Source organism: Ruminococcus sp. AF17-12 (assembly GCF_003479245.1).
In the GTDB taxonomy this organism is placed as follows: Bacteria; Bacillota; Clostridia; order Lachnospirales; family Lachnospiraceae; genus Blautia_A; species Blautia_A fusiformis.
Genome location: NZ_QUGY01000006.1, coordinates 192,373 through 215,202 on the forward strand (window position 1 = coordinate 192,373; position 22,830 = coordinate 215,202).

Here is a 22,830-nt window from a genome sequence, read left to right on the forward strand (position 1 = left end):
TTTAGCGGCGCTGAAATCCAGTACTTACGAAGACTTAGGAGTGAAGTCTCTCCTGAACTCCTTAGTCGCAGTTAGTACTTAGTTCAGCAGAGCGTTGCGATGGGCACGTGTGAGATGGCTGTTCCACATGGCGTACGATTTGGATAAAAGAAAGGACACCAACATGGAAAATAATATGGTAAACGTATATTTTTTCGGTAAAAAATACAGCGTTCCCGGTGATCTGACCATTATGACAGCTATGGAATATGCCGGTTATACATTAAAAAGAGGATGCGGCTGCAGACACGGATTCTGCGGTGCCTGTGCGACCATCTACAGGATCAAGGGACAGAATGAGCTGAAAACCTGTCTCGCCTGTCAGACACAGGTGCAGGAGGGAATGTATGTGGCAAGTATCCCGTTCTTCCCTACAGACAAGAGACTTTATAATATAGAAGATCTTAAGCCGAACCAGCAGGTAATGATGGAGCTTTATCCGGAGATCTACAGCTGCATCGGATGCAATGCCTGCACAAAGGCCTGTACACAGGACTTAAATGTCATGCAGTATATTGCATATGCTCAGAGAGGCGAACTTGAAAAATGTGCAGAGGAATCCTTTGACTGTGTAAGCTGCGGCTGCTGTTCCGTAAGATGTCCGGCAGGAATTTCCCATCCGATGGTAGGCCTTCTGGCAAGACGTCTCACCGGAAAATATATTGCGCCGAAAAGCGAGCATCTGGAGAAACGTGTGGAAGAGATCCACGAGGGCAAATTTGACGATATGATCGAGAAGATCATGCAGAAGCCGATCACAGAGATGCAGGAACTTTACAACAGCAGAGAAATCGAGAAGTAGGAGGGCGTAAAACATGTATGCACCATATCCAGAAAATATGATGGAATCCATCAAAAAGGTAGAGGCTACAAGAGCGGAGCGTATGGCAACAGAGCCAAGACGTCTGAGTGCAGATGAGAAAGATGCTCTTCTCAAAAAATTCCATCCGGACTATAACCCGGATGCATTTGCAGAGATCAAGGTAGGACCGAACAAGGGACAGAAAGCACCACTGGAACTGACAAAAATGCTCCATTCAGAAAGCCGTCTGCTCAACGAAAAAATCGATCTTACAAAAATCGATTATGATGTAGATGTACTGATCATCGGCGGTGGCGGAGCAGGCTCTTCCTGTGCCATCGAGGCCCACAACGCAGGTGCCAACGTTATGATCGTTACAAAGCTCCGTATCGGTGATGCCAACACCATGATGGCAGAAGGCGGGATTCAGGCAGCAGATAAAGAAAATGATTCCCCGGTACAGCATTATCTGGACTGCTTTGGAGGCGGACATTTTGCAGCAAAACCGGAGCTTGTAAAAAGACTGGTAATGGAAGCACCGGATGCGATCAAATGGCTCAACGACCTTGGTGTTGAGTTTGATAAAGCAGAAGACGGAACCATGGTCACTACACATGGCGGCGGTACCTCCAGAAAGAGAATGCATGCTGCAAAGGATTATTCCGGATCAGAGATCATGCGTACTATCCGTGATGAGGTCTTAAATCTTAAGATCCCGGTAGTGGAATTTACCTCCGCTGTAGAACTTCTGAAGGATGAAAAAGGTCAGACTGCTGGTGCAGTTCTTCTCAACATGGAAACCGGAGACTATTCCGTTGCAAGAGCAAAAACAGTTGTAATTGCAACCGGTGGTGCAGGAAGAATGCATTATCAGGGATTCCCGACCTCCAATCACTACGGAGCAACTGCTGACGGACTCGTGCTTGGATACAGAGCAGGCGCTTCCCTTCTTTACCAGGATTCTATCCAGTATCATCCAACAGGTGCGATCTATCCGTCACAGATCCTTGGTGCCCTGGTAACAGAGAAGGTTCGTTCCGTTGGTGCACAGCTTGTAAATGCAAACGGAGAAGCTTATATTCATCCGCTGGAAACCCGTGACGTAAATGCTTCCGGTGTTATCCGCGAGTGTGAGGAAGGCCGTGGCGTGGAAGTTCCAGGTGGACGAAAAGGTGTATGGCTGGATACTCCGATGATCGAGATTCTGGGCGGTGAGGGAACTATCGAAAAGAGGATCCCTGCCATGTTCCGTATGTACATGAATTACGGCATTGATATGAGAAAAGTCCCGATCGTGATCTACCCGACCCTTCATTATCAGAACGGCGGACTTGAGATCAACGGAGACGGCTTTACAAAAGAAATCCCGAACCTTTTGGTTGCAGGAGAGGCAGCAGGCGGAATCCACGGAAGAAACCGACTGATGGGCAACTCTCTTCTTGATGTAATTGTATTCGGACGAAATGCAGGTAAAAAAGCAGCTGCCAAATGCAAAGAGGTAGAGCTTGGCACCATGAATCTGGATCATATCAGAAAATATGAAGAGGAACTGAAAAATGCAGGAGTTGATACAGGAGATGTATCTCCTATGCTTCTGCCGAAATATGCCCGCCACGAACGTTAACAATATGTTATGATAATAAAAACATATGAGATAAGCGAAAGGAGTCTATTATGAGAGAAATCGAAGTAAGCAGACTTACAGAGGTTATCGAAAAACTCTGTATCGAAGCCAATGAACATCTCCCGGAAGATGTGAAGGATGCTATCAAAACCTGCCGTGCCTGCGAGGACGGCGAGATCGCAAAAGGTGTCCTTGATAACATTATCGAGAATTTTGATATTGCGGACAGTGAGAATGTTCCGATCTGTCAGGATACCGGAATGGCATGCGTATTCCTTGAAATTGGTCAGGATGTCCACTTTACAGGCGGAGATTTAAATGATGCCATTAATGAAGGTGTACGCCGCGGATACGATAAAGGTTACCTGAGAAAATCCGTTGTCAAGGATCCGGTACGCCGTGGAAACACAGGTGACAATACACCGGCTATGATCTATACAGAGATCGTTCCTGGAGATCAGGTGAAAGTAACTGTAGGACCAAAAGGCTTCGGAAGCGAGAATATGAGCCAGATCCGTATGTTCAAGCCATCTGCAGGCCTTCAGGGAATCAAGGATTTCATTCTTGAGGTTGTAGAAACTGCAGGTCCGAACCCATGTCCTCCTATGGTAGTTGGTGTTGGTATCGGAGGAACTTTTGACAAATGTGCACTTCTTGCAAAGAAAGCGCTGATGCGTCCTCTGAATACAGAGAACCCGGATCCTTACTATGCAGATCTTGAGAAAGAGATGCTGGAGAAGATCAACAAGCTTGGTATCGGACCTCAGGGCTTTGGCGGAAAGACCACAGCTATCGGTCTGAACATTGAGACTATGCCTACTCATATCGCAGGTATGCCATGTGCAGTTAATATCAACTGCCATGTAACACGTCATAAAACGGAGGTGCTTTAATATGGAAAGAAGAAAGATCACACTGCCTCTGACAAGAGAGCTGGCAAGAACTCTCCATGCAGGCGACCAGGTTTTACTGACAGGAACCATCTATACATCCCGTGATGCAGGTCACAAGAGAATGTGCGAGGCCCTTGCAAAAGGAGAAAAGATTCCTTTTGACCCTACAGATGCTACCATTTACTATGTAGGTCCGACTCCGGCAAAACCAGGCGAAGTCATCGGCTCCGCAGGCCCTACAACCAGCGGCCGTATGGATGCTTATGCACCGACCATGATGTCCGTAGGCGCCAGAGGAATGATCGGAAAAGGTGCCCGCCTTCCGGAAGTCGTAGATGCAATGAAAAAATATGACGGCGTATATTTCGGAGCCATCGGCGGTGCAGGTGCACTTCTTGCAAAATGCATCAAAAAAGCAGAGCTTATCGCTTACGAAGACCTCGGAGCAGAAGCACTCCGCAAGCTTTATGTGGAAGACATGCCGCTTGTAGTCATCATTGACAGCGAGGGAAATAACCTCTATGAAGAGGGGCGTGCAGAGTACCTGAAAGACCACGCAGAATAATCTTTTGCTCTACAATATGATATTGTGATATATTTCAAAAAGGAATAAAAAGGATAAAAGTCCGACAGTAAATGCTGAAGATCCGTGCAGAAGCATTTATTGTTGGGCTTTTTAATTTTATCATTTCACTTTCAATTTAATCATTCTTGCGAAAATGATCAAATTAAAGTTGACAATGATAAGATTGATTTATATACTTGAAGTAAATAAAATCCAAAAAGAGTGATAAAGAAGGTGATGAAAAATATATGAGACAGTTTGATTATCGGGAAAAGTGGAAAAATCTGTTGACTCCTGAAATTGTATCTTACCTGACACAGATACATGAATTTAAAGGAGAACAAACTCTTTTTATTGAGGCCAAAGCAGATACTCTTACACAATTAGTTGAAATCGCCAAGATTCAAAGTACGGAAAGTTCCAACAAAATAGAAGGTATTTATACATCAGACATCAGATTGCGGGAATTGGTAAAAGACAAAACAAGGCCAAGGACAAGAAATGAACAGGAAATTGCCGGATACAGAGATGTACTGAATACAATTCATGAAAGCCATGACCATATCCCACCAAAGTCTGCGATTATTTTACAGCTTCACAGAGATTTGTATAAATTTGAAAGTTACAATATTGGAGGGAAATATAAAACTGCAGATAATGTCATTGAGGAAGAAGATTCTCAGGGAATAAAAAAAATACGGTTTAAACCAGTACCGGCATGGGAAACACCGGAAGCAATGGAAGAACTATGCAGAGCATTTGAAGAGGCAATGGCAACAGGAGAAATAGATCCGCTTCTTTTGATTCCAATGTTTATTCTGGATTTCCTATGCATACATCCGTTTAATGACGGCAATGGAAGAATGAGCCGTTTACTTACACTGTTACTTTTGTACAGATCCGGCTATATTGTGGGAAAATATATCAGTATCGAGAGAATGATAGAAAATTCAAAGGAATTATACTATGAATGTTTAAGGGAAAGTTCTGAGAACTGGTATGAGAATAAGAATGATTATATACCATTTATAAAATATATGCTTGGCGTTATAGTAGGAGCATACAGAGAGTTTTCTTCAAGGATAAAATTGCTGATAACACAGAATATATCAAAACCGGAGCGAATAGAAGAGATTATAAAAAACACTCTGGGAACAATTACAAAAAAGGAAATCGCAGAAAAGTGTCCGGATATCAGTGTGGTAACGATACAGAGAACACTGGCAGAATTACTGACAGCAGAAAAAATTTTAAAAATCGGCGGCGGAAGGTATACGAAATATACCTGGAATAATGAGCGATAGATGGGAGATAAAAAATGATCACTGGTGAATTAAAAAACAAAATAGATGGTTTATGGGATATATTTGCGGCAGGAGGACTTGTCAATCCACTGGAAGTAATCGAACAGATTACATACCTGATGTTTATTCATGATCTGGATGATTCCGATAATATGCGGGCAAGAGAAAGTGCAATGCTTGGATTGTCATTTCAGAGTATTTTTTCCGGAGAAGTAAAAATAGGTGAGAGAACAATTGACGGAAGTCAGCTGAAATGGTCCGTATTCCATGATTTTCCGGCAGACAGAATGTATATGATCATGCAGGAATGGGTATTTCCGTTTATAAAAAATCTTCATAATGATAAAAACAGTGCATATTCCAAATATATGGACGATGCGATATTTAAGCTTCCGACACCACTCCTTTTATCCAAAGTGGTGGATTCTCTGGATGAAATTTACAAACTTATGAATGAAATCCAGACAGCAGATGTCAGAGGAGATGTATATGAATATCTTCTTTCAAAAATAGCTCAGTCCGGACGGAATGGACAGTTCCGTACACCAAGACATATTATCCGGATGATGGTTGAGATGATGGATCCGTCCAGTGATGAGATTATCTGTGATCCGGCATGTGGAACCTCCGGATTTCTGGTTGCAGCAGGAGAATATCTGAAAGAAAAAAGAAAAGAAGAAATTTTTTATGATAAGCAGAAAAAAGATCATTACATGAATCATATGTTCCATGGATACGATATGGACCGCACCATGCTTCGTATTGGAGCCATGAATATGATGACTCACGGAATAGAAAATCCTTATATTGAGTATCGGGATAGCTTATCTGATCAGAATGCAGATAAAGATCAGTATTCCCTTGTGCTGGCAAATCCTCCTTTTAAAGGAAGCCTGGATGCAGAGTCCGTTTCTGGAGATCTTCTTAAAGTTTGCAAGACAAAGAAAACAGAACTTTTATTTCTTGCTTTGTTCCTGAGGATTATGAAAATTGGAGGAAGATGCGCCTGTATTGTACCAGATGGTGTACTTTTCGGATCATCACGGGCACATAAATCCATCCGTAAGGAAATTGTTGAAAATCAGAGACTGGAAGCTGTAATATCTATGCCTTCCGGTGTATTTAAACCCTATGCAGGAGTATCCACAGCAATCCTTATTTTTACAAAAACAGAACACGGCGGAACTGATCAGGTATGGTTCTACGATATGAAAGCAGACGGATTCAGTTTGGACGATAAACGTACTCCGGTCACAGAGAATGACATTCCGGATATTATAGAGCGTTTCAAAAATCTTGATAAAGAAGCGGACCGGAAGCGAACAGACCAGTCATTTATGGTACCGAAAAAAGATATTGTAGAGAATGATTATGATCTCAGCATCAATAAATACAAAGAAATCGAATACACTCCGGTGGAATATCCGCCAACATCAGAAATCATGGCCAATATCCGGGAGCTGGAGCTGGAGATTGGAAAAGAAATGGATGAGTTGGAGCGGTTGTTGGGATTATAGAAGAAAGGATGGCAGATTCGAAAATTCGGGTTTGTAGGGATGATGATATGAAATTAAATGAGATATGCGAGGTGTATTCTGGTTATGCACTCAAGGCATTTAATGATGCTGAAGATGGTTTTCCAGTTATAAAGATTGGCAATATTTTCATGGATGGAACATTAAATCTTGAAGAATGTCAGTATACAACAGATGGTGTTAATGAAAAATATTATTCTCAAAGGGGTGACATTTATATAGCACTTTCAGGAGCAACTACTGGAAAAATTGGAATAATGGATGCCAGTGAGAAGTATGTAATAAATCAGCGAGTAGGAATTGTAAGACAGAAATCAGATGATATTCCACAAGAGTATATAAAGTATTTTTTGTTAAGACAAACTGATAGAATTCTTCAAGAGGCCGCAGGTTGTGCTCAACCTAATATTAGCCCGAGGCAAATTGCAGAGTATGTTGTCCCTGACACATCACAGGAGAAGATGCAAGAAATATGTGAAGTGTTAGATAGAATAAAAAAAATAATAGATAGTCGCAAAGTACAAATTTCTGCGTTAGATAACCTCATCAAAGCCCGATTTGTCGAGATGTTTGGTGACCCTGTCGCTAATGAAAAAGGATGGACAACAAAGCCTTTATTAGATATGGGGAAGTGTAAGAATGGAATGAATTTTCACTATGATGACAAAGGTATTGAAATTAATTGTTTAGGGGTGGGTGATTTTAAGAATCTTTCTATTATTGATAATACAGAAGAACTACCAACAATTTTATTAAATGAAATGCCCTCAGAAGAATATCTGCTAAAAGATGATGATATAGTTTTTGTACGTTCTAATGGCAATAAGGCTCTGGTTGGTCGTAGTTTAGCAGTGTATCCAGGCGATGTTCCAACAACTTTTAGTGGATTTTGCATTAGATATAGAAAACATGACAATGAGATTACAGTTCCGTATTTGTTAAGAGTATTAAAGACAGATTCAATGAGAATGAAGATGGCTGGTAGAGGAGCAAATATTCAGAATTTGAACCAACAGATACTGGGAACGCTTGTTATACCAGTTCCGCCAGTAGAACTTCAAAATCAATTTGCTGCTTTCGTAACAGAGGTCAACAAATCAAAAGTTAAAGTACAAAAAGCACTGGATGAAACACAAAAGTTATTCGATAGTCTGATGCAACAATACTTTGGCTAGAAAGGGGAGAAGCTGAATGGCGATAATGACGGTGTATCATGGTGGATATCAGGCTGTAGAGAAACCGGAAATCAGAAAAGGTCGTAATACAAAAGATTTTGGAACTGGTTTTTACTGTACGATTATAAAAGAACAGGCTCAAAGATGGGCCAGGAGATATGATACGAAGGTTGTATCTGTTTATGATGTGCGTTTAAAATCGAATCTGAAAATAAAAGAATTCAAAGATATGACAGAAGAATGGTTGGATTTTATAATTGCATGTCGGAGTGGGAAAGACCATGAATATGATATTGTAATCGGTGCAATGGCAGACGATCAGATTTATAATTTTGTTTCTGATTACATGGACGGTACGATTACCAGAGAACAGTTCTGGGTTCTGGCAAAGTTCAAGTATCCAACTCATCAGATAGCATTTTGTTCCAAAGAATCATTGAAATGCCTGAAGTATAGAGATTGTGAGGTGCTATAAATGGCAGGAGAAGGACGTGAAAGCAAAAAAGATAATGATTTATTTTACACATGCAGCCTGATTGATTACATTGCACGGAAAACAAAGAATACACGGGCAGATGTTGTAAATAAGCTTGGAAAGCAGAGGATTGATAAAATTTATGACCTGGCAGATGTCTACCATTGTGATAACATTGACAGAGTCAGCGATGATTTTATCGAAGAAGCAGGAATACAAGAGGGAAAATTTGACAATGTGGGTGATTGTAAATACAGCATTCCATCACATTGGGATATTGGAAAGGTATATAAGCGGCTGATAAAAATGGTTGCTACAGACGAAAATATCGGAATCATAGATGCTTTAATAAAAGTATACAATTCCTTTATCGGTGCAAAGATTGATGACTACAACAGCAGTGTATATTACGAAAATCCGTCATATATATTTGAATCGTATCGGGAAAACAGAATGCTATAAACAAAATGGTTGAAAGATGTTGGCATATCTTGAGACAAAAATAAAAGTCAGTTATCAAGGATTCCTTGATAACTGTAGTTGATAAGTACAATTATAAAATAAAACGCTAAAGAGGGAGGTTTCATAATGGTAACAAACTTTGATTACTTAAAAAATGAATCAAAATTCTCTGCATTTGCAAATGTTGCCATATCTGCGGAGAAGATCATATTGGCAGATCCGGATGCGAGTATTCTTAACAGCCGGCGGGCTATGGAATTTGCTGTGAAATGGTTGTATTCTGTGGAGAACAGTTTGCAGATTCCGTACCAGGATAACCTTCACACTTTGATGAATACAGAGGAATTCAGACAGTTAGTGGGACCGGATCTTTGGAAACGGATGGATTATATCCGCAGATGTGGAAATAGTGTGGCACATAGCAATAAAAAACCTGGCAGAGATGCAGCTTTGCTCTGCCTTGAGAATCTGTCAATTTTTTTGGATTATATTGCATACTGTTATGGGGAACAGTATCAGGAGCATTCGTTTGACAGGTCGATGATTGATGGCAGAATTGAGAAGGCAAAGGCATCCAGGGAAACAGCCAGAAAAGCAAAGGAAACACTTCTGAAAGAACAAGAAAAAACTGCCCAGCAGGAACTGGATCTACAAAAATTGATGGCAGAAAATACTTTTCTCAGGGAAGAACTGTCCGCACGCCACGAGAAACAGCAGCAGACATATGTTCCGAAACCTCTGGATCTGTCTGAATATGAAACCAGAAAACTTTACATAGATTCCATGCTCATTGATGCAGGATGGACACAGGGAAAAGACTGGTTAAATGAGATGACTGTGACAGGAATGCCGAATAAATCAGGGATTGGACGTATTGATTATGTTCTCTATGATGATATGAATAAACCTCTGGCAATTATAGAAGCAAAACGTACCTGTAAGGATATTGCTGAGGGTAGGCAGCAGGCGAAACTTTACGCAGATCTGCTGGAAAAAAAATATGAACGGCGTCCGGTAATTTTCCTTACCAATGGTTTTGAAACCCGGATCATAGACGGACAATATCCGGAAAGAAAATGTTCAGTTATTTATTCCAAACGGGATCTGGAGAAATGTTTTAACCTTTTGAGTATGCGGACAAGCCTGCAAAATATTTCTGTAGATAAAAAGATAGCAGACCGCTATTATCAGGAAGCCGCGATAAAAGCAGTATGCCAGAGCTTTGATGAAAAGAATCGGAGAAAAGCCCTGCTTGTTATGGCCACAGGTTCCGGAAAAACCAGAACAGTAATGGCTTTGTGCAAGGTACTGGTTGATGCGGGCTGGGTAAAGAATATACTTTTTCTGGCGGACAGAAATTCACTGGTAACACAGGCGAAAAGAAGTTTTGTAAACTGGATGCAGGATTTTTCCTGTACAAATCTGGTTGAAGAAAAGAATAATTATATGTCGCGATGTGTTTTCTCCACATATCAGACCATGATAAACTGTATTGATACGATAAATGACAAAGAAGGAAAAGTTTTTACCAGTGGTCATTTTGATCTGATCATTTGTGATGAAGCGCACAGATCCATTTATAATAAATATAAAGATATTTTTACATATTTTGATGCACTGCTTGTAGGACTTACTGCAACACCAAAAGATGAGATTGACAAAAATACATATGAAGTATTTGAACTGGCAAATGGAGATCCTACTTATGGTTATGATCTGGCGCAGGCGGTTAAGGATGGATATCTGGTTGATTATCTTTCGGTGGAATCCAGGGTGAAATTTATTGATCAGGGAATTGTATATGATGAACTTTCAGAAGCAGATAAAGAAATCTATGAAAATACTTTTGAAGACGAAAATGGAAAGCTTCCGGAAGCGATAAATTCGGCTGCATTGAATACCTGGATTTTTAACGAAGATACCATTAAAAAAATTCTTCATGTCCTGATGAGAGATGGAATTAAAATTGAATACGGACAGAAGATTGGAAAAACAATTATTTTTGCGAAAAATCATGATCATGCGGAAAAAATTCTTGAGATTTTTAATAAGGAATATCCGCATTTAAAGAATTATGCTATGGTGATCGATAACAGAATGAAATATGCACAGAGTGCAATTGATGAGTTTTCAGATCCGAAAAAACTACCGCAGATCGCAATTTCTGTAGATATGTTAGATACCGGAATTGATGTACTTGAAGTTCTTAATCTTGTATTCTTTAAGAAAGTTATGAGTAAAGCAAAATTCTGGCAGATGATCGGACGAGGAACAAGACTATGCCCGGGATTGTTGGATGGGGAAGATAAGAAAAAGTTTTACATTTTTGATTTTTGTGGAAATTTTGAGTTTTTCCGAATGAATAAAGGAAAAGCAAGCGCAAATCTGATGGCGTTGCAAAGTGCAGTTTTTAATCTTCAGTTTGAGATTTCGTACAAGCTTCAGGATATTAAATATCAGACAGATAAATTAACTGCGTACAGGACTGCACTTGTAAAGCACATGACTGAAAAAGTAAAAGAGCTCCCAAGAGATAGTTTTACAGTTCGCCAACATTTGAAATATGTAGAATTATATTCAGAAGAGTCGAACTATCAGATGCTTACTTATGAAGATACTTTACTTGTACGGGAAGAGGTTGCACCCTTGATTTTGCCTGAAAGTGATGAAGTAACAGCAGTACGTTTTGATGCACTTATGTATGGAATAGAACTTGCATCTCTGGTTGGAAAGAAATATACAAGTGCGCGAAAAGATCTTTTAAAAAAGGTTTCCGGAATTGCCGGAGTGGCAAATATACCGGAGATTCAGGCACAAACAGGGTTGATCGATCAGATTTTGCATACAGATTATGTGGAAAATGCAGGAATTGATGAATTTGAAAATATCAGGAAAAATCTGAGAGATCTTATGAAGTATATTCCGGATAAGAGCAGGAATAAATATATGACCAATTTTACAGACGAAATTCTTTCAACGGAATGGAAAGAAGCAGAATTGGAAAACAATGATCTGGAAAATTATAAGGTACGAGTAGAATATTATGTCCGACAGCATCAGGATAATTATGTGATATCAAAGCTGAAAAAGAATCAGCCACTTACAGAAAAAGATGTAGCTGAACTGGAAAAAATTCTCTGGAGCGAGCTTGGTACAAAAGAGGATTATGAAGCAGAATTTGGCAGAAAGCCATTGGGAGAATTTGTCAGAGAAATGGTAGGTCTTGATATGAATGCAGCAAAGGAAGCTTTTTCAAAGTATCTTGAGGATGTAAATCTGGACAGCAGGCAGATTTATTTTGTAAATCAGATCATTGAGTATATTGTTCATAATGGAATGATGAAAGATCTTTCTGTTTTGCTGGAATCTCCGTTTACGGATCGTGGGAGCATTTCGGAAATCTTTACAGATATGGGTGTTTGGCTTGGAATAAAAAAAGTCATTGATACGATCAACGCAAATGCTGCTGCATAAACATCCACCTCTGTAAAACATAAAATTTCAACCGGATTTACAATAAATTTAACCATAAATCCGGTTGACAAAACCCGGCTGGGAACGTTATAATGGCCGGGTTGATAAAAAAAATTAAGAAAAAAAGGCAGGTGAACAGAATGGACAGTTGTGATTCTCATGGGCGAAGTTGTAGCTCTCAGAGTGAAAGATGGAAAGAACAGAGCGAGATGAGGCTGTTTCATTCTGTTTTAAGTGTACGGAATATCTGTGGGAATATTATATCTATATATCAGAAGGATATATTTGACAGGATGTATCGGTGTCATCAGAATCTGTACGGTATTATTACATTATAATTTCAGCAGGATTATAATAGATATATTTTTCATTCTTCTCATTCTGAGAATCTTACAGTAAGGCGATCATGTATAAATTCATTTCGCTTTATACTCAAATCCCAAGGAAACACAATCGAAAATCAAACAGCACATAGACATGCTTTAACATGTCTGTTTTTGGTGTGCGTGTTTTGTGCGAAACTATGTGAGGAGGATGAGAAAATGACAAAAAGAAATCAGGATTTTTCAAAAGATATTCTGAGTCTGATCCGAAGCAGTGTTTCTCCGGCAGTTTTAAGTGAAAGGCTGCAGGATTTCCACGAAAACGATCTGGCGGAAGTATTAAGAGAATTAAGCACTGCGGAGCGCAGCAGACTATACCGTATCCTGGAAAGCGGTATGCTGGCAGATGTTTTTGAATATCTGGAGGAAGAAGAAACTGTACAATATCTGGAAGAGATGGATGTAAAAAAAGCGGCAGCCATTCTTTCCAAAATGGAAACCGATGCCCTGGCAGATGTTTTAAAGCAGATCGATAAAGAAAAACGCAAGCTTCTGATCCAGCTTCTGGATGAACAGGTGCGGAAAGATATCGAAATGATCCGCTCCTTTGATGAGGATGAGATCGGAAGCAGAATGACAACGAACTGCATTGTGATCCGTGAAAACCTGACCGTAAAGCAGGCCATGAGTGAGCTGGTTTCCCAGGCGGCAGATAATGATAATATTTCTACGATCTTTGCAGTGACGGACAGAGGGGAGTTTTATGGAGCCCTGGATCTGAAGGATCTGATCACAGCAAGACAGGACCACCCTATGGAAGAGCTGATCGTAACTTCCTATCCATATGTGTATGGTACTGAGCAGATCGACGACTGTATGGAACGGCTGAAGGATTATTCTGAAGATTCCATTCCTGTACTGGACGATGACAATCGTTTCCTTGGAGTGATCACATCCGCAGGGATCATCGATCTGGTAGACGATGAGATGGGAGAGGATTATGCAAAGCTGGCCGGTCTGACTGCAGAGGAAGATCTGAAAGAACCTCTTTTTGAAAGCATGAAAAAAAGAATGCCCTGGCTGATCGTTCTTCTGGGCCTTGGTATGGTGGTATCTTCTGTTGTGGGAATGTTTGAAAAAGTAGTTACCTGTCTGCCGATCATCATGTGCTTTCAGTCTCTGATCCTGGATATGGCAGGAAATGTTGGAACCCAGTCCCTGGCTGTAACCATCCGTGTACTGATGGATGAGACGCTGACGGGCAGACAGAAAGCAGAGCTTGTGCTGAAGGAAATGCGGATCGGTCTTTGCAACGGTGGTCTGCTCGGTATTCTGTCTTTTGTACTGATCGGATTGTATATTTTCTTATTCAAAGGAAAAACACTCGTATTTGCCTATGCGGTATCCGGCTGTATCGGATTATCCCTGTTGGTGGCCATGCTGGTATCCAGTGCAGTAGGAACCTGCATACCGCTGTTTTTCAAAAAGGTTGGTGTGGACCCGGCAGTAGCCTCAGGTCCTCTGATCACTACGATGAATGACCTTGTAGCCGTGATAACATACTATGGAATGAGCTGGATATTCCTGATCGAGATGTTCCACCTGGCTGGCTGAGAGTAAAATGCAGCTATGCTTATAAAAACAGACAGATATCAGAAATCTGTCGAATAACAGAAAAGTTACCAATACAAAAAAATTCCGGATCGAAAGATTCGGGATTTTTCTTTACATACAAACAGAAAGCTATTATAATGAAAGACACGCTTTGCCCGTTTAAAACGTTGCAGAAATAAATACAAACAACGGGCAGAAAAAAGAGAACAAAACGATCACATGGGGTGATTGGGGAAAGGAAACAGTAACATGATAGTAACAATGATCGAAAAGGTCTATACATTTCTGTGGGGAGATCTGGTAAAGATTCCGCTTCCGGGAGGAAGTACGCTGGGAATCTCACTTCTGATCCTGCTTCTGATTCCGACCGGTATCTATTTTACCATCAGGACAAAGCTTCTGCCGATCCGTCTTTTTCCGGATATGGTACGAGCCCTGTCAGAAAAGAAAAGTGACAAAAATAATCTTTCAGCATTTCAGACGCTGATCGTATCTACAGCTACCCGTGTGGGAATGGGAAACCTGGTCGGTGTGGTAGCTGCGATCTCGGCAGGAGGTGCAGGAGCGGTATTCTGGATGTGGATCACGGCGCTGATCGGTTCCTCCACTGCTTTTATCGAAGCGACCCTGGCACAGCTCTATAAAGAAAAGGATCCTCTATATGGTGGCTACAGGGGCGGTCCTGCCTACTATATCCACCGCTACTGGGAAGAAAAACAGGGCAGAAAACGAAAAAAGGTTCTGCTTTCCGTTCTGTTTGCCATTTCCGGCCTGATCTGCTGGTGTGGGATCAGTCAGGTTATCAGCAATTCCGTCACGGCGTCTTTCAAAAATGCTTTTGATATTCCGCCGCTGTATACTACCATCGTGCTGGTAGTGATCGCAGCTGTGATCGTGCTTCGGAAGAATGCAACGGTTAAAGTTCTGGATCTTCTGGTGCCGGTGATGGCAGTGCTTTATTTTGTGATCACGCTGTTTATTATATTTACAAATCTTGGAAGTATGCCGGGAGTATTTAAACGGATTTTTGAAGAAGCTTTCGGATTTCGTCAGGCTGTTGCTGGCGGATTTGGCGTCGTGCTGATGAACGGAGTAAAAAGAGGCCTTTTTTCCAATGAGGCGGGAAGCGGCTCCGCTCCCTGTGCAGCAGCGGCAGCAGAATGTGACAGTCCGGTAAAAGCCGGATTTGTCCAGGCCCTGGGTGTATTTGTGGATACGATCGTGATCTGCAGCTGTACAGCTATGATCATGCTTCTGGCCCCGGAAGATCTGGTACAGGGACTTTCCGGAATGGAACTTCTTCAGACTGCCATGCATTATCATATGGGGCAGTTTGGAGTGATCTTTATTGCTGCAACACTGTTTATGTTCAGCTTTTCCACATTCCTGGGAATCCTGTTTTATGCAAGAGGCAATGTGGCTTATCTTTTTGGTGATAACTGGGGTTCACAGACAGGATATAAGGTGCTGGCACTGGTGATGCTGTTTATCGGTGGGATCGCGGCTTACACATTTGTATGGGATCTGGGAGATGTAGGAATCGGCCTGATGACGATCTTTAATATTTTCATGCTGTATCCTCTTGGGGAAAAAGCACTGAAAGAGCTGAAGATCTATGAAGCGGAAAAGAAGAAAAAATAAAACTGTTTACAGACCTTGAGAGCATATGGTAATATCAGGGTAAAGCGCTAAAAGATTAAAGAGTTCTGACAGCCGGAAGGAGTCAGACTCTGTGAAATATCAACGGTAAGTTGGATCAAGAGGAGGATATGAAAGATGTATATTACATGTCTGGACGTAGAAGGTGTACTGGTACCGGAGATCTGGATCGCATTTGCAGAGGCAAGCGGAATCCCGGAGCTCAAGAGAACAACCCGTGATGAGCCGGATTATGATAAGCTGATGAACTGGAGACTTGGAATTCTGAAAGAGCATGGTCTGGGATTGAAAGAGATCCAGGAGACTATTGCAAAGATCGATCCCCTTCCGGGAGCAAAGGAATTTCTGGATGAGCTGAGATCTTTTTCCCAGGTGATACTGATCAGTGATACCTTTACACAGTTTGCAACTCCGCTGATGGAGAAGCTTGGACGGCCGACACTTTTCTGTAATTCCCTGGAAGTAGCAGAGAACGGAGAGATCACAGGCTTTAAGATGCGCTGTGAGAAATCTAAGCTGACAACTGTGAAGGCACTGCAGTCCATGGGATTTGAGACTATCGCAAGCGGAGATTCCTACAATGATCTCGGAATGATCCAGGCAAGCAAAGCAGGATTCCTTTTCCGCAGCACAGAGCAGATCCGTGCAGATCATCCGGAAATTCCGGCTTACGAAGAGTACGATGAACTTCTTGCAGCGATCAGAGAAGCAATGAAATGAAGAAGGGAAAGTCGGAATGATCAACGAAAGAATTGTGATCGAAGAAAAAACAAAGGACTATAATGAGGCATGGATAGAGACCTATTTCTGGCAGGAGTCGGAAGAACTCTATCCGGGACAGAAGCGTCCGGTCATAGTGATCTGTCCGGGCGGAGCTTATGGCATGACTTCTGACAGAGAGGCAGAAGCCATTGCTGTCCGGTTTATGGGAATGGGCTATCACACAGTGGTACTTCGTTATAGTGTGGCACCTGCCAGATATCCGGTGGCTCTCCGTCAGCTGGCAAAAACAGTAGCTCTTCTCAGAGAGAACAGCGATAAGTGGCATATTGAAAAGAATAAGATCATTGTGTCCGGTTTTTCGGCAGGAGGCCATCTGGCAGCTTCTTTGGGAGTATTCTGGAATACGGAGGAGCTTGCAGGGATCACGGGAATGGAAAACGAGAGGATCCGTCCCAATGGCATGATCCTGAATTATCCGGTGATCACTTCAGGGGAAGTTGGTCATGAAGAAAGCTTTCGAAATCTTCTGGGAGATCGTTATGAGGAGCTGAAAGATCGGATGTCTCTGGAATTTCAGGTTACGGAAGATACACCCAGAACCTTTATCTGGCATACCTTTGAGGATCAGACGGTGCTGCTGGATAATACACTTCTCTTTGTTCAGGCACTCTATAAAAAGGGCATTCCAGTGGAGTATCATGTTTTTCCGCAGGGACCCCATGGGATCGGCCTGGCAAATGAGCTGACTGCCAACGAAAACGGCAGAGGAATCGCAAGAGCCTGTGAACCATGGAGTGAGCTTGCAGGAAAATGGCTGAACCGAGAATTCCCATGGTGGAACGGGGCAAAGATCGAAAGATAATACGAGACTGCTGTGTCGGATAAAATATCCTTTTTACCGGGAAACCGGTAGAGAGGGTATTTTTTATGATTGTGATGCATGTGATGACTGCTGTATTTGTCGGCTGTTTTGTCTGGCTCATCTGATGATAAAAGCTTTGCAGGGCTTTGGTGTGGATCTGGATCAACATTCACATTGCAGAAAGAAAGGAATTTTGATAATTATGGATAAAAATCAGATTTTTATTACCAGTGGTACGGAATATAAAAGAATGACAAAGGAGCTTCTGGAAAAAGCGGATCTTCAATCTCATATCGGGGACAGAAAGAAAAAGATCGGGATCAAGCCGAATCTGGTTTCTCCTTCAGAGGCTTCCTGGGGTGCAACGACTCATCCGGAAGTGGTTGCAGGAATTATCGAGTATCTGAAGGAGCATGGCTTCCGGGATATGGTGATGCTGGAGGGATCCTGGGTAGGAGATAAGACAAGGGAGGCCTTTGAGACCTGTGGCTTTGACAGGCTTGAGGAAGAGTATCAGGTGCCGTTCTGGGATATGCAGAAGGATAAGGGTATTTCTGTGGACTGCGGCGGAATGGAGCTGAATGTCTGCGAGCGGGTAAAGGAGCTTGATTTTCTGATCAATGTGCCAGTTCTGAAAGGCCATTGTCAGACAAAGATCACCTGTGCCCTTAAGAATATGAAGGGGTTGATCCCAAATAAGGAAAAGAGACGGTTTCATTCTCTGGGGCTTCATAAACCCATTGCTCATCTGAATATGGGGATACAGCAGGACTTTATTGTTGTGGATAATATCTGCGGGGATCTGGATTTTGAAGATGGCGGAAATCCTGTTGTGATGAACCGGGTGATTGCTGCCTGTGATCCGGTTCTTGTGGATGCATATGTGTGTCAGATGATGCATTATGAGGTAGCTGAGGTTCCTTATGTGAAGCTGGCAGGTGAGCTTGGAGTGGGCTGTTCAGATATTTCAAAAGCAGATGTCAGATTTCTGGAGGATGGTGCGGATCAGAGGATGCCGGTATCCAGAAAGGTTGTGGAGCTTGCAGATGCCGTGGAGGAGGTGGAATCCTGCAGTGCCTGCTACGGGTATCTGATCCCGGCATTGGAGATGCTGAAGGAAGAGGGGCTTTTTGAGAAGCTGGATGAAAAGATCTGCATCGGGCAGGGGTATCGTGGTAAGACGGGAGTGCTTGGTGTGGGACACTGTACCTGTAAGTTTCAGAATTATGTGGAGGGGTGTCCGCCGTTGGAGGGGGATATATATGAGTTTTTGAAAGAGTATATTGGTGAACGGACGCCGGGGAAGTGACAGTCCTCCGGGCCGGACTCCGTCGGGGGATGCTGCTAAGGTTCCGTGAGCCGGCTAAAACCATTGCGGAAGGGTCCAGAACTCGCCTTCGGCTCAAACAGCTGGGCCCTTCCGCAATAACGCCGTCTCCCGCAACCTAACCATCATCACCCCTTCTCCGTAGCAGCCCGGAGGACTGTCACTTCCCCGGCTGACGTTTCAGCCGGAGAGGTAGAAGCGGACGCGTGGTGTCCTGTCCTTACGTTTTGATGAGTTGAGCGTCCGCAGTTGGAGGTGTGGGAAGAATAGCGTCTGGTCAATAAATATTTTGGTGTTGCTCAATGTGTTGGAATGGTGGGAAGGATACGTCTTCTTGTTGAAAGGTGTTATGCCGATGAGATCGGCACAGCCTGGCGTTTTAAACAAACGCAGAATCCATCACCCTGTCAACAACGTAACATAATCAAAACGTACGGTTCATAGCGGGGCCTGAGGGAAGGGGTGCAGGGGAGGGGAAACGGCCTTTCGCAACTACGAGTGCTTCCCCTCCCTTGCGGTTTCACTTACGCTTCCAAAGCGTAAAAACATTTTTCAGAAAAAATTTTCAGAAAAAAAGAATCCTAAAGACATCTCTTTACAATCTCAATAATCTGCTCCATAGAAAACCGGCTGCTGTCAATACAGAGATCATACTGTGTCATATCCAGCCATTTGCTGTCTGTAAAGTATTCATAGTAAGCCTTTCTCTCTTTATCCATTTTTTTGACCAGCTTCCGTGCGCTGGCTTCTTCTCTGCCGGTACGGCGTATCACATTCTGAATTCTTTCCTCAAAAGGTGCATGGATAAAAAGTTTAAGTGATTTATCCTTCAGGATATTGGTCGCACAGCGGCCGACAATTACGCAGTCCTCTCTCTGCGGAAGAGACAGGATGATCTTTCTCTGGAGATCATAGAGCACATCGTTCATTGGTACAAAAGAGAAATTATCTGTAAACTGCAGCTCACTGTCAACGGGAAATACCCACTGACTGGCTTTTTTCTCGTCTACCTTTGCCAGGGTGTCGAAGGGGATATTGTTTTTCTTGGCAGCCATGTCAATCAGTTCTTTATCATAAAAACCGATGTCTAGGTTTTCAGCCAGAGTCTTGCCGATAAGGCGTCCGTTGCTTCCAAACATACGATTGATGGTGATAATACGTTTTGCCATAAAGATACCTCCTTTATTTCGGACCGGAAGCAGGAATATCTGATTTCCGGTAGTTTTTCTTACTTCTTTTATAACATATTTCAGTAAAAAATACCAGAAAATAATATATAATTTTTAAAATAATATTTAATATATACAAAAAATAATGACAGCAGACAGAAAATATAATTAATTATTTGTATTTGTATATGAAAAACAGGATGCCTTTTTCACCGGGTTTTCACAGATCACACAAAGTCTTTATGCATTTTTCTTTTAAAGTATTTTTAAAACAGAGAGAACATACACAGCATATTTTGAGGTTAAGGAAAATGAAACGACGGCGTAAAAGGCTTATGGTGATCATCCCGGTGGCGACTGTCTGTGTGGCAGGTGCGGGAACTGTGGGATATTTTAAAGTGGCGCATACGAAGCCGGCGCAGAAAACAGTAGCGAAAACGTAATCGGCGGAGGCGAAAAAAGGGAACCTTTCCAAGACAATTGTGAGTACCGGTAATCTGGACCTGGCAGAAAATGCGCTTACAGAGCTCCTGATGGAACGCTTTGAGCAGGACGAAGACGCTTTTTCCATTGTGGATCAGTCAGAGATCATGGAAGCCATGTCCGGTGTCACCAACACCATGTCTCTGATGATCAGAACAAATCGCGTTTTTTTATCTGGAAATCCGCACATTGATAAGGTATAATCTATAACAGTTAGAGGAATATCTCTGCCGGGAGGACGGAACTGCCGGCAGGGAACTGCCGAGAAAGGGATGACAGTAAATTTGAACATCGTGGAGAAATGTGTTTCATGCCTGAATATAAAAGAATCTTATGATCTGGCCAGGTGCATGGAACAGGAAAAAACAAATCCGGTTCTGGGATACCGTACAGCAGGCTCCCTGGCAGAGCGAAAAACCGGAGATATGCTTTTGGAAGAAATGAAAAAAGCCGGTCTCACACAGGTAGAAAAAGACAAGATCCGTGTGGATGCATGGGAATTTAAAAAAGCGGTGATGCGCTGCCATGACAGAGAGGGAACCTGCCGGGAGATTCAGCTTGGCGCATATCAGACGGATTTTAAGACCAATGGCTTTCAGAGGTTTGATCTTGTATATCTTGGAAAGGGTACAGCTGACGAATATAAGGATATCGATGTGAAAGGAAAGCTGGTTCTTATCGAGATCAATCAGAGAGAAGAATGGTGGATCAACTACCCGGTGTATCAGGCACACCTGAAGGGTGCAGCAGCTCTGATCGCCGTACAGAGCAGAGGATACGCACAGATCGATGATACGGCTTTGAATGCACAGGATATCGCAGGACCTTCCTGTGCGCCTGCATTTTCCATGTCACGGGCAGATTTTCTTATGATCCGTCAGCTGATGGAGGAAAAAAATGAGAATGGGAATCGTGTTCCGGAGCTTTCCGTGGAATTTGATGCGGACACAGAGGTGATCAAAGACCAGTATACCTACAATATCGTTGGCAAAATCCCGGGAACTGATTCGGATTCCATGATTCTGTTAAGTGCTCACTATGATTCCTATTTTGAGGGATTTCAGGACGATAATGCGGCAGTGGCCATGATCATTGGAATTGCCAGGGCGCTGCTCCGTGGTGGCTATAAACCTCGCCATACTATTGTGGTATGTGCTCTTGCAGCAGAAGAATGGGGGATTTCCGACACAAAATATGACTGGTCCACAGGTGCTTACCGCCAGGTATTTGAGGTGAGACCGGAGTGGCAGGGGCACGTGATCGCAGATCTGAATTTTGAGCTTCCGGCTCATGCACACAGTACCAGAGATGCAGTACGATGTACCTATGAGTATGCGGATTTTGTGCGCAGCTTCGTGGATGCTGTGCAGATGCCGGAGGGGATTTATCCGGAGGGCATGACCACGTTGTATCCCATTGAAACCTGGTCTGATGATTTTACCATGGCTATTTCCGGGATCCCGTCCATGGTTAATGATTTCAGCGGTGGCCCGTTTATGGAAAATTATTATCATTCCCAATACGATAACCAGGATGTTTATGAGGAAGAGGTATACAGATTCCATCATGAATTTTATCTGAAACTTCTTCTGGCTATTGACAGCCTTGCTCTGCCGCCAATGGATTTCGGGCGGGTACTGGACCAAAGTATTAAGACCCTGGATACGGATCTGTGTATGCAGATCGGCGCCGACAGTACACTCCTTCTGAAAAAAACAGAAGAGGCAAAAAAAGCGGCTGCCATCCTTGCAGAGCAGGTACGGCACTTCAACAGCCTTCCGGAAGAAAAACGTGACTGGAAAAAAGCCGATGCCATTACCGAAAAGCTTCTCGGTGTATTCCGGAAATCCCAGGATTATCTGGTACGTCTGGACTGGGATGACAATGTGATCTTTCCGCAGCAGGCAGTGCAGAACAATCTTTATGCACTGAAGAAAGCGATGGGATATCTGGAAAAAGGAGAGATCGCACCTGCGCTGGAGGCTTTTTACAGTATTGACAACAACTGTTATGCCTTTCAGTTTGAGCGGGAAGTCTTTTATCATTTTACGGAATATATCTTGAAGCAGTCCCCGGATCGCCTGATGTGGGGGAAGGGCAGGATCATCCATCATGAGAACCTTTATGATCTGGTGGAAAGCCTGAAGGAAAAGAAACCGGGTGACAGTCTGGAGGCAGAAAAACAGAGCCTGAAAGAAGCCTGGGATAGGCAGAAACATTGCTATGTGGATGATGTTGAATATCTGATCCGCGCAGCGGAAAAACTTACAAACCTGATCTGCGAGGTCAGCGATATGTTTGAAAAAGGAACAGAATAAAACC

General features: G+C 42.6%; 19 protein-coding genes. 18 read left to right on the forward strand and 1 reads right to left on the reverse strand.

What is annotated here, in order from left to right:
• Nucleotides 1-127 precede the first annotated feature (127 nt).
• The 15 genes from DWW77_RS08835 (at nt 128) to DWW77_RS08905 (ending at nt 18,838) form a co-directional block, all read left to right on the forward strand.
• Complete coding sequence (locus DWW77_RS08835; RefSeq protein ID WP_330383239.1) at nt 128-841, forward strand: 2Fe-2S iron-sulfur cluster-binding protein; 714 nt, start codon at nt 128-130, stop codon at nt 839-841.
• Nucleotides 842-854: 13 nt separating this feature from the next.
• Entirely contained in the window at nt 855-2,465 is a 1,611-nt protein-coding gene (locus DWW77_RS08840) for an FAD-dependent oxidoreductase (RefSeq protein ID WP_022426050.1), read from the forward strand.
• Nucleotides 2,466-2,515: 50 nt separating this feature from the next.
• Entirely contained in the window at nt 2,516-3,358 is an 843-nt protein-coding gene (locus DWW77_RS08845; protein ID WP_092068932.1) for a fumarate hydratase, read from the forward strand.
• A 1-nt stretch (nt 3,359) separates the two neighbouring features.
• On the forward strand, nt 3,360-3,923 hold the full coding sequence (locus DWW77_RS08850) for a Fe-S-containing hydro-lyase (RefSeq protein ID WP_022426051.1): 564 nt from the start codon (nt 3,360-3,362) through the stop codon (nt 3,921-3,923).
• 248 nt (nt 3,924-4,171) lie between these two features.
• Nucleotides 4,172-5,227 (forward strand): Fic family protein, encoded by a 1,056-nt coding sequence (locus DWW77_RS08855; protein WP_118608538.1) that lies wholly within the window; start codon nt 4,172-4,174, stop codon nt 5,225-5,227.
• Between the two features lie 14 nt (nt 5,228-5,241).
• Nucleotides 5,242-6,744, forward strand: coding sequence for a class I SAM-dependent DNA methyltransferase (locus DWW77_RS08860; RefSeq protein WP_118608539.1), 1,503 nt, complete (start codon nt 5,242-5,244; stop codon nt 6,742-6,744).
• Between the two features lie 47 nt (nt 6,745-6,791).
• The gene (locus DWW77_RS08865) at nt 6,792-7,937 is read left to right on the forward strand and encodes a restriction endonuclease subunit S (protein WP_182431209.1); all 1,146 of its coding nucleotides are present in this window, start codon (nt 6,792-6,794) and stop codon (nt 7,935-7,937) included.
• Between the two features lie 16 nt (nt 7,938-7,953).
• The gene (locus tag DWW77_RS08870; protein WP_118064813.1) at nt 7,954-8,412 is read left to right on the forward strand and encodes a DUF3990 domain-containing protein; all 459 of its coding nucleotides are present in this window, start codon (nt 7,954-7,956) and stop codon (nt 8,410-8,412) included.
• Nucleotides 8,413-8,874 carry a hypothetical protein gene (locus tag DWW77_RS08875; protein ID WP_092068949.1) on the forward strand — a complete coding sequence of 154 codons (462 nt, stop codon included), beginning with the start codon at nt 8,413-8,415 and terminating at the stop codon, nt 8,872-8,874.
• A gap of 126 nt (nt 8,875-9,000) precedes the next feature.
• Nucleotides 9,001-12,348, forward strand: coding sequence for a DEAD/DEAH box helicase family protein (locus DWW77_RS08880; protein WP_118608541.1), 3,348 nt, complete (start codon nt 9,001-9,003; stop codon nt 12,346-12,348).
• Between the two features lie 542 nt (nt 12,349-12,890).
• Nucleotides 12,891-14,285 carry a magnesium transporter gene (gene mgtE / locus DWW77_RS08885; protein ID WP_118608542.1) on the forward strand — a complete coding sequence of 465 codons (1,395 nt, stop codon included), beginning with the start codon at nt 12,891-12,893 and terminating at the stop codon, nt 14,283-14,285.
• Between the two features lie 249 nt (nt 14,286-14,534).
• Complete coding sequence (locus DWW77_RS08890; RefSeq protein WP_114002633.1) at nt 14,535-15,926, forward strand: alanine/glycine:cation symporter family protein; 1,392 nt, start codon at nt 14,535-14,537, stop codon at nt 15,924-15,926.
• Between the two features lie 135 nt (nt 15,927-16,061).
• Nucleotides 16,062-16,664, forward strand: a complete 603-nt coding sequence (gene thrH / locus DWW77_RS08895; RefSeq protein ID WP_015524708.1) for a bifunctional phosphoserine phosphatase/homoserine phosphotransferase ThrH — start codon at nt 16,062-16,064, stop codon at nt 16,662-16,664.
• A 16-nt stretch (nt 16,665-16,680) separates the two neighbouring features.
• Nucleotides 16,681-17,529, forward strand: coding sequence for an alpha/beta hydrolase (locus DWW77_RS08900; RefSeq protein ID WP_015524709.1), 849 nt, complete (start codon nt 16,681-16,683; stop codon nt 17,527-17,529).
• 202 nt (nt 17,530-17,731) lie between these two features.
• Entirely contained in the window at nt 17,732-18,838 is a 1,107-nt protein-coding gene (locus DWW77_RS08905; protein WP_118608543.1) for a DUF362 domain-containing protein, read from the forward strand.
• A gap of 599 nt (nt 18,839-19,437) precedes the next feature.
• On the opposite strand, the gene DWW77_RS08910 is transcribed toward DWW77_RS08905, so the two are convergent.
• Nucleotides 19,438-20,025 carry a cytidylate kinase-like family protein gene (locus DWW77_RS08910; RefSeq protein ID WP_059085584.1) on the reverse strand — a complete coding sequence of 196 codons (588 nt, stop codon included), beginning with the start codon at nt 20,023-20,025 and terminating at the stop codon, nt 19,438-19,440.
• Between the two features lie 311 nt (nt 20,026-20,336).
• Between DWW77_RS08910 and DWW77_RS18310 the strand changes: the two genes are divergently transcribed.
• From DWW77_RS18310 to DWW77_RS08925, 3 genes are all read left to right on the forward strand, one after another.
• Nucleotides 20,337-20,468 carry a hypothetical protein gene (locus DWW77_RS18310; protein WP_256443690.1) on the forward strand — a complete coding sequence of 44 codons (132 nt, stop codon included), beginning with the start codon at nt 20,337-20,339 and terminating at the stop codon, nt 20,466-20,468.
• A gap of 39 nt (nt 20,469-20,507) precedes the next feature.
• Nucleotides 20,508-20,711: a hypothetical protein gene (locus DWW77_RS08920; protein WP_118608545.1), complete on the forward strand. Its 204-nt coding sequence runs from the start codon at nt 20,508-20,510 to the stop codon at nt 20,709-20,711.
• A 69-nt stretch (nt 20,712-20,780) separates the two neighbouring features.
• Nucleotides 20,781-22,826, forward strand: a complete 2,046-nt coding sequence (locus tag DWW77_RS08925; protein ID WP_286188007.1) for a M28 family peptidase — start codon at nt 20,781-20,783, stop codon at nt 22,824-22,826.
• Nucleotides 22,827-22,830 lie beyond the last annotated feature (4 nt).

Bases quoted from the DNA above. Each gene is read 5' to 3' on its own strand.
- DWW77_RS08855 (WP_118608538.1), top strand. From the start codon at position 4,172: ATGAGACAGTTTGATTATCGGGAAAAGTGGAAAAATCTGTTGACTCCT.
- DWW77_RS08925 (WP_286188007.1), top strand. From the start codon at position 20,781: ATGACAGTAAATTTGAACATCGTGGAGAAATGTGTTTCATGCCTGAAT.
- DWW77_RS08880 (WP_118608541.1), top strand. From the start codon at position 9,001: ATGGTAACAAACTTTGATTACTTAAAAAATGAATCAAAATTCTCTGCA.
- thrH (WP_015524708.1), top strand. From the start codon at position 16,062: ATGTATATTACATGTCTGGACGTAGAAGGTGTACTGGTACCGGAGATC.
- DWW77_RS18310 (WP_256443690.1), top strand. From the start codon at position 20,337: ATGAAACGACGGCGTAAAAGGCTTATGGTGATCATCCCGGTGGCGACT.
- DWW77_RS08840 (WP_022426050.1), top strand. From the start codon at position 855: ATGTATGCACCATATCCAGAAAATATGATGGAATCCATCAAAAAGGTA.
- DWW77_RS08860 (WP_118608539.1), top strand. From the start codon at position 5,242: ATGATCACTGGTGAATTAAAAAACAAAATAGATGGTTTATGGGATATA.
- DWW77_RS08870 (WP_118064813.1), top strand. From the start codon at position 7,954: ATGGCGATAATGACGGTGTATCATGGTGGATATCAGGCTGTAGAGAAA.
- DWW77_RS08875 (WP_092068949.1), top strand. From the start codon at position 8,413: ATGGCAGGAGAAGGACGTGAAAGCAAAAAAGATAATGATTTATTTTAC.
- DWW77_RS08850 (WP_022426051.1), top strand. From the start codon at position 3,360: ATGGAAAGAAGAAAGATCACACTGCCTCTGACAAGAGAGCTGGCAAGA.
- DWW77_RS08890 (WP_114002633.1), top strand. From the start codon at position 14,535: ATGATAGTAACAATGATCGAAAAGGTCTATACATTTCTGTGGGGAGAT.
- DWW77_RS08900 (WP_015524709.1), top strand. From the start codon at position 16,681: ATGATCAACGAAAGAATTGTGATCGAAGAAAAAACAAAGGACTATAAT.
- DWW77_RS08845 (WP_092068932.1), top strand. From the start codon at position 2,516: ATGAGAGAAATCGAAGTAAGCAGACTTACAGAGGTTATCGAAAAACTC.
- mgtE (WP_118608542.1), top strand. From the start codon at position 12,891: ATGACAAAAAGAAATCAGGATTTTTCAAAAGATATTCTGAGTCTGATC.
- DWW77_RS08835 (WP_330383239.1), top strand. From the start codon at position 128: ATGGCGTACGATTTGGATAAAAGAAAGGACACCAACATGGAAAATAAT.
- DWW77_RS08905 (WP_118608543.1), top strand. From the start codon at position 17,732: ATGGATAAAAATCAGATTTTTATTACCAGTGGTACGGAATATAAAAGA.
- DWW77_RS08865 (WP_182431209.1), top strand. From the start codon at position 6,792: ATGAAATTAAATGAGATATGCGAGGTGTATTCTGGTTATGCACTCAAG.
- DWW77_RS08910 (WP_059085584.1), bottom strand. From the start codon at position 20,025: ATGGCAAAACGTATTATCACCATCAATCGTATGTTTGGAAGCAACGGA.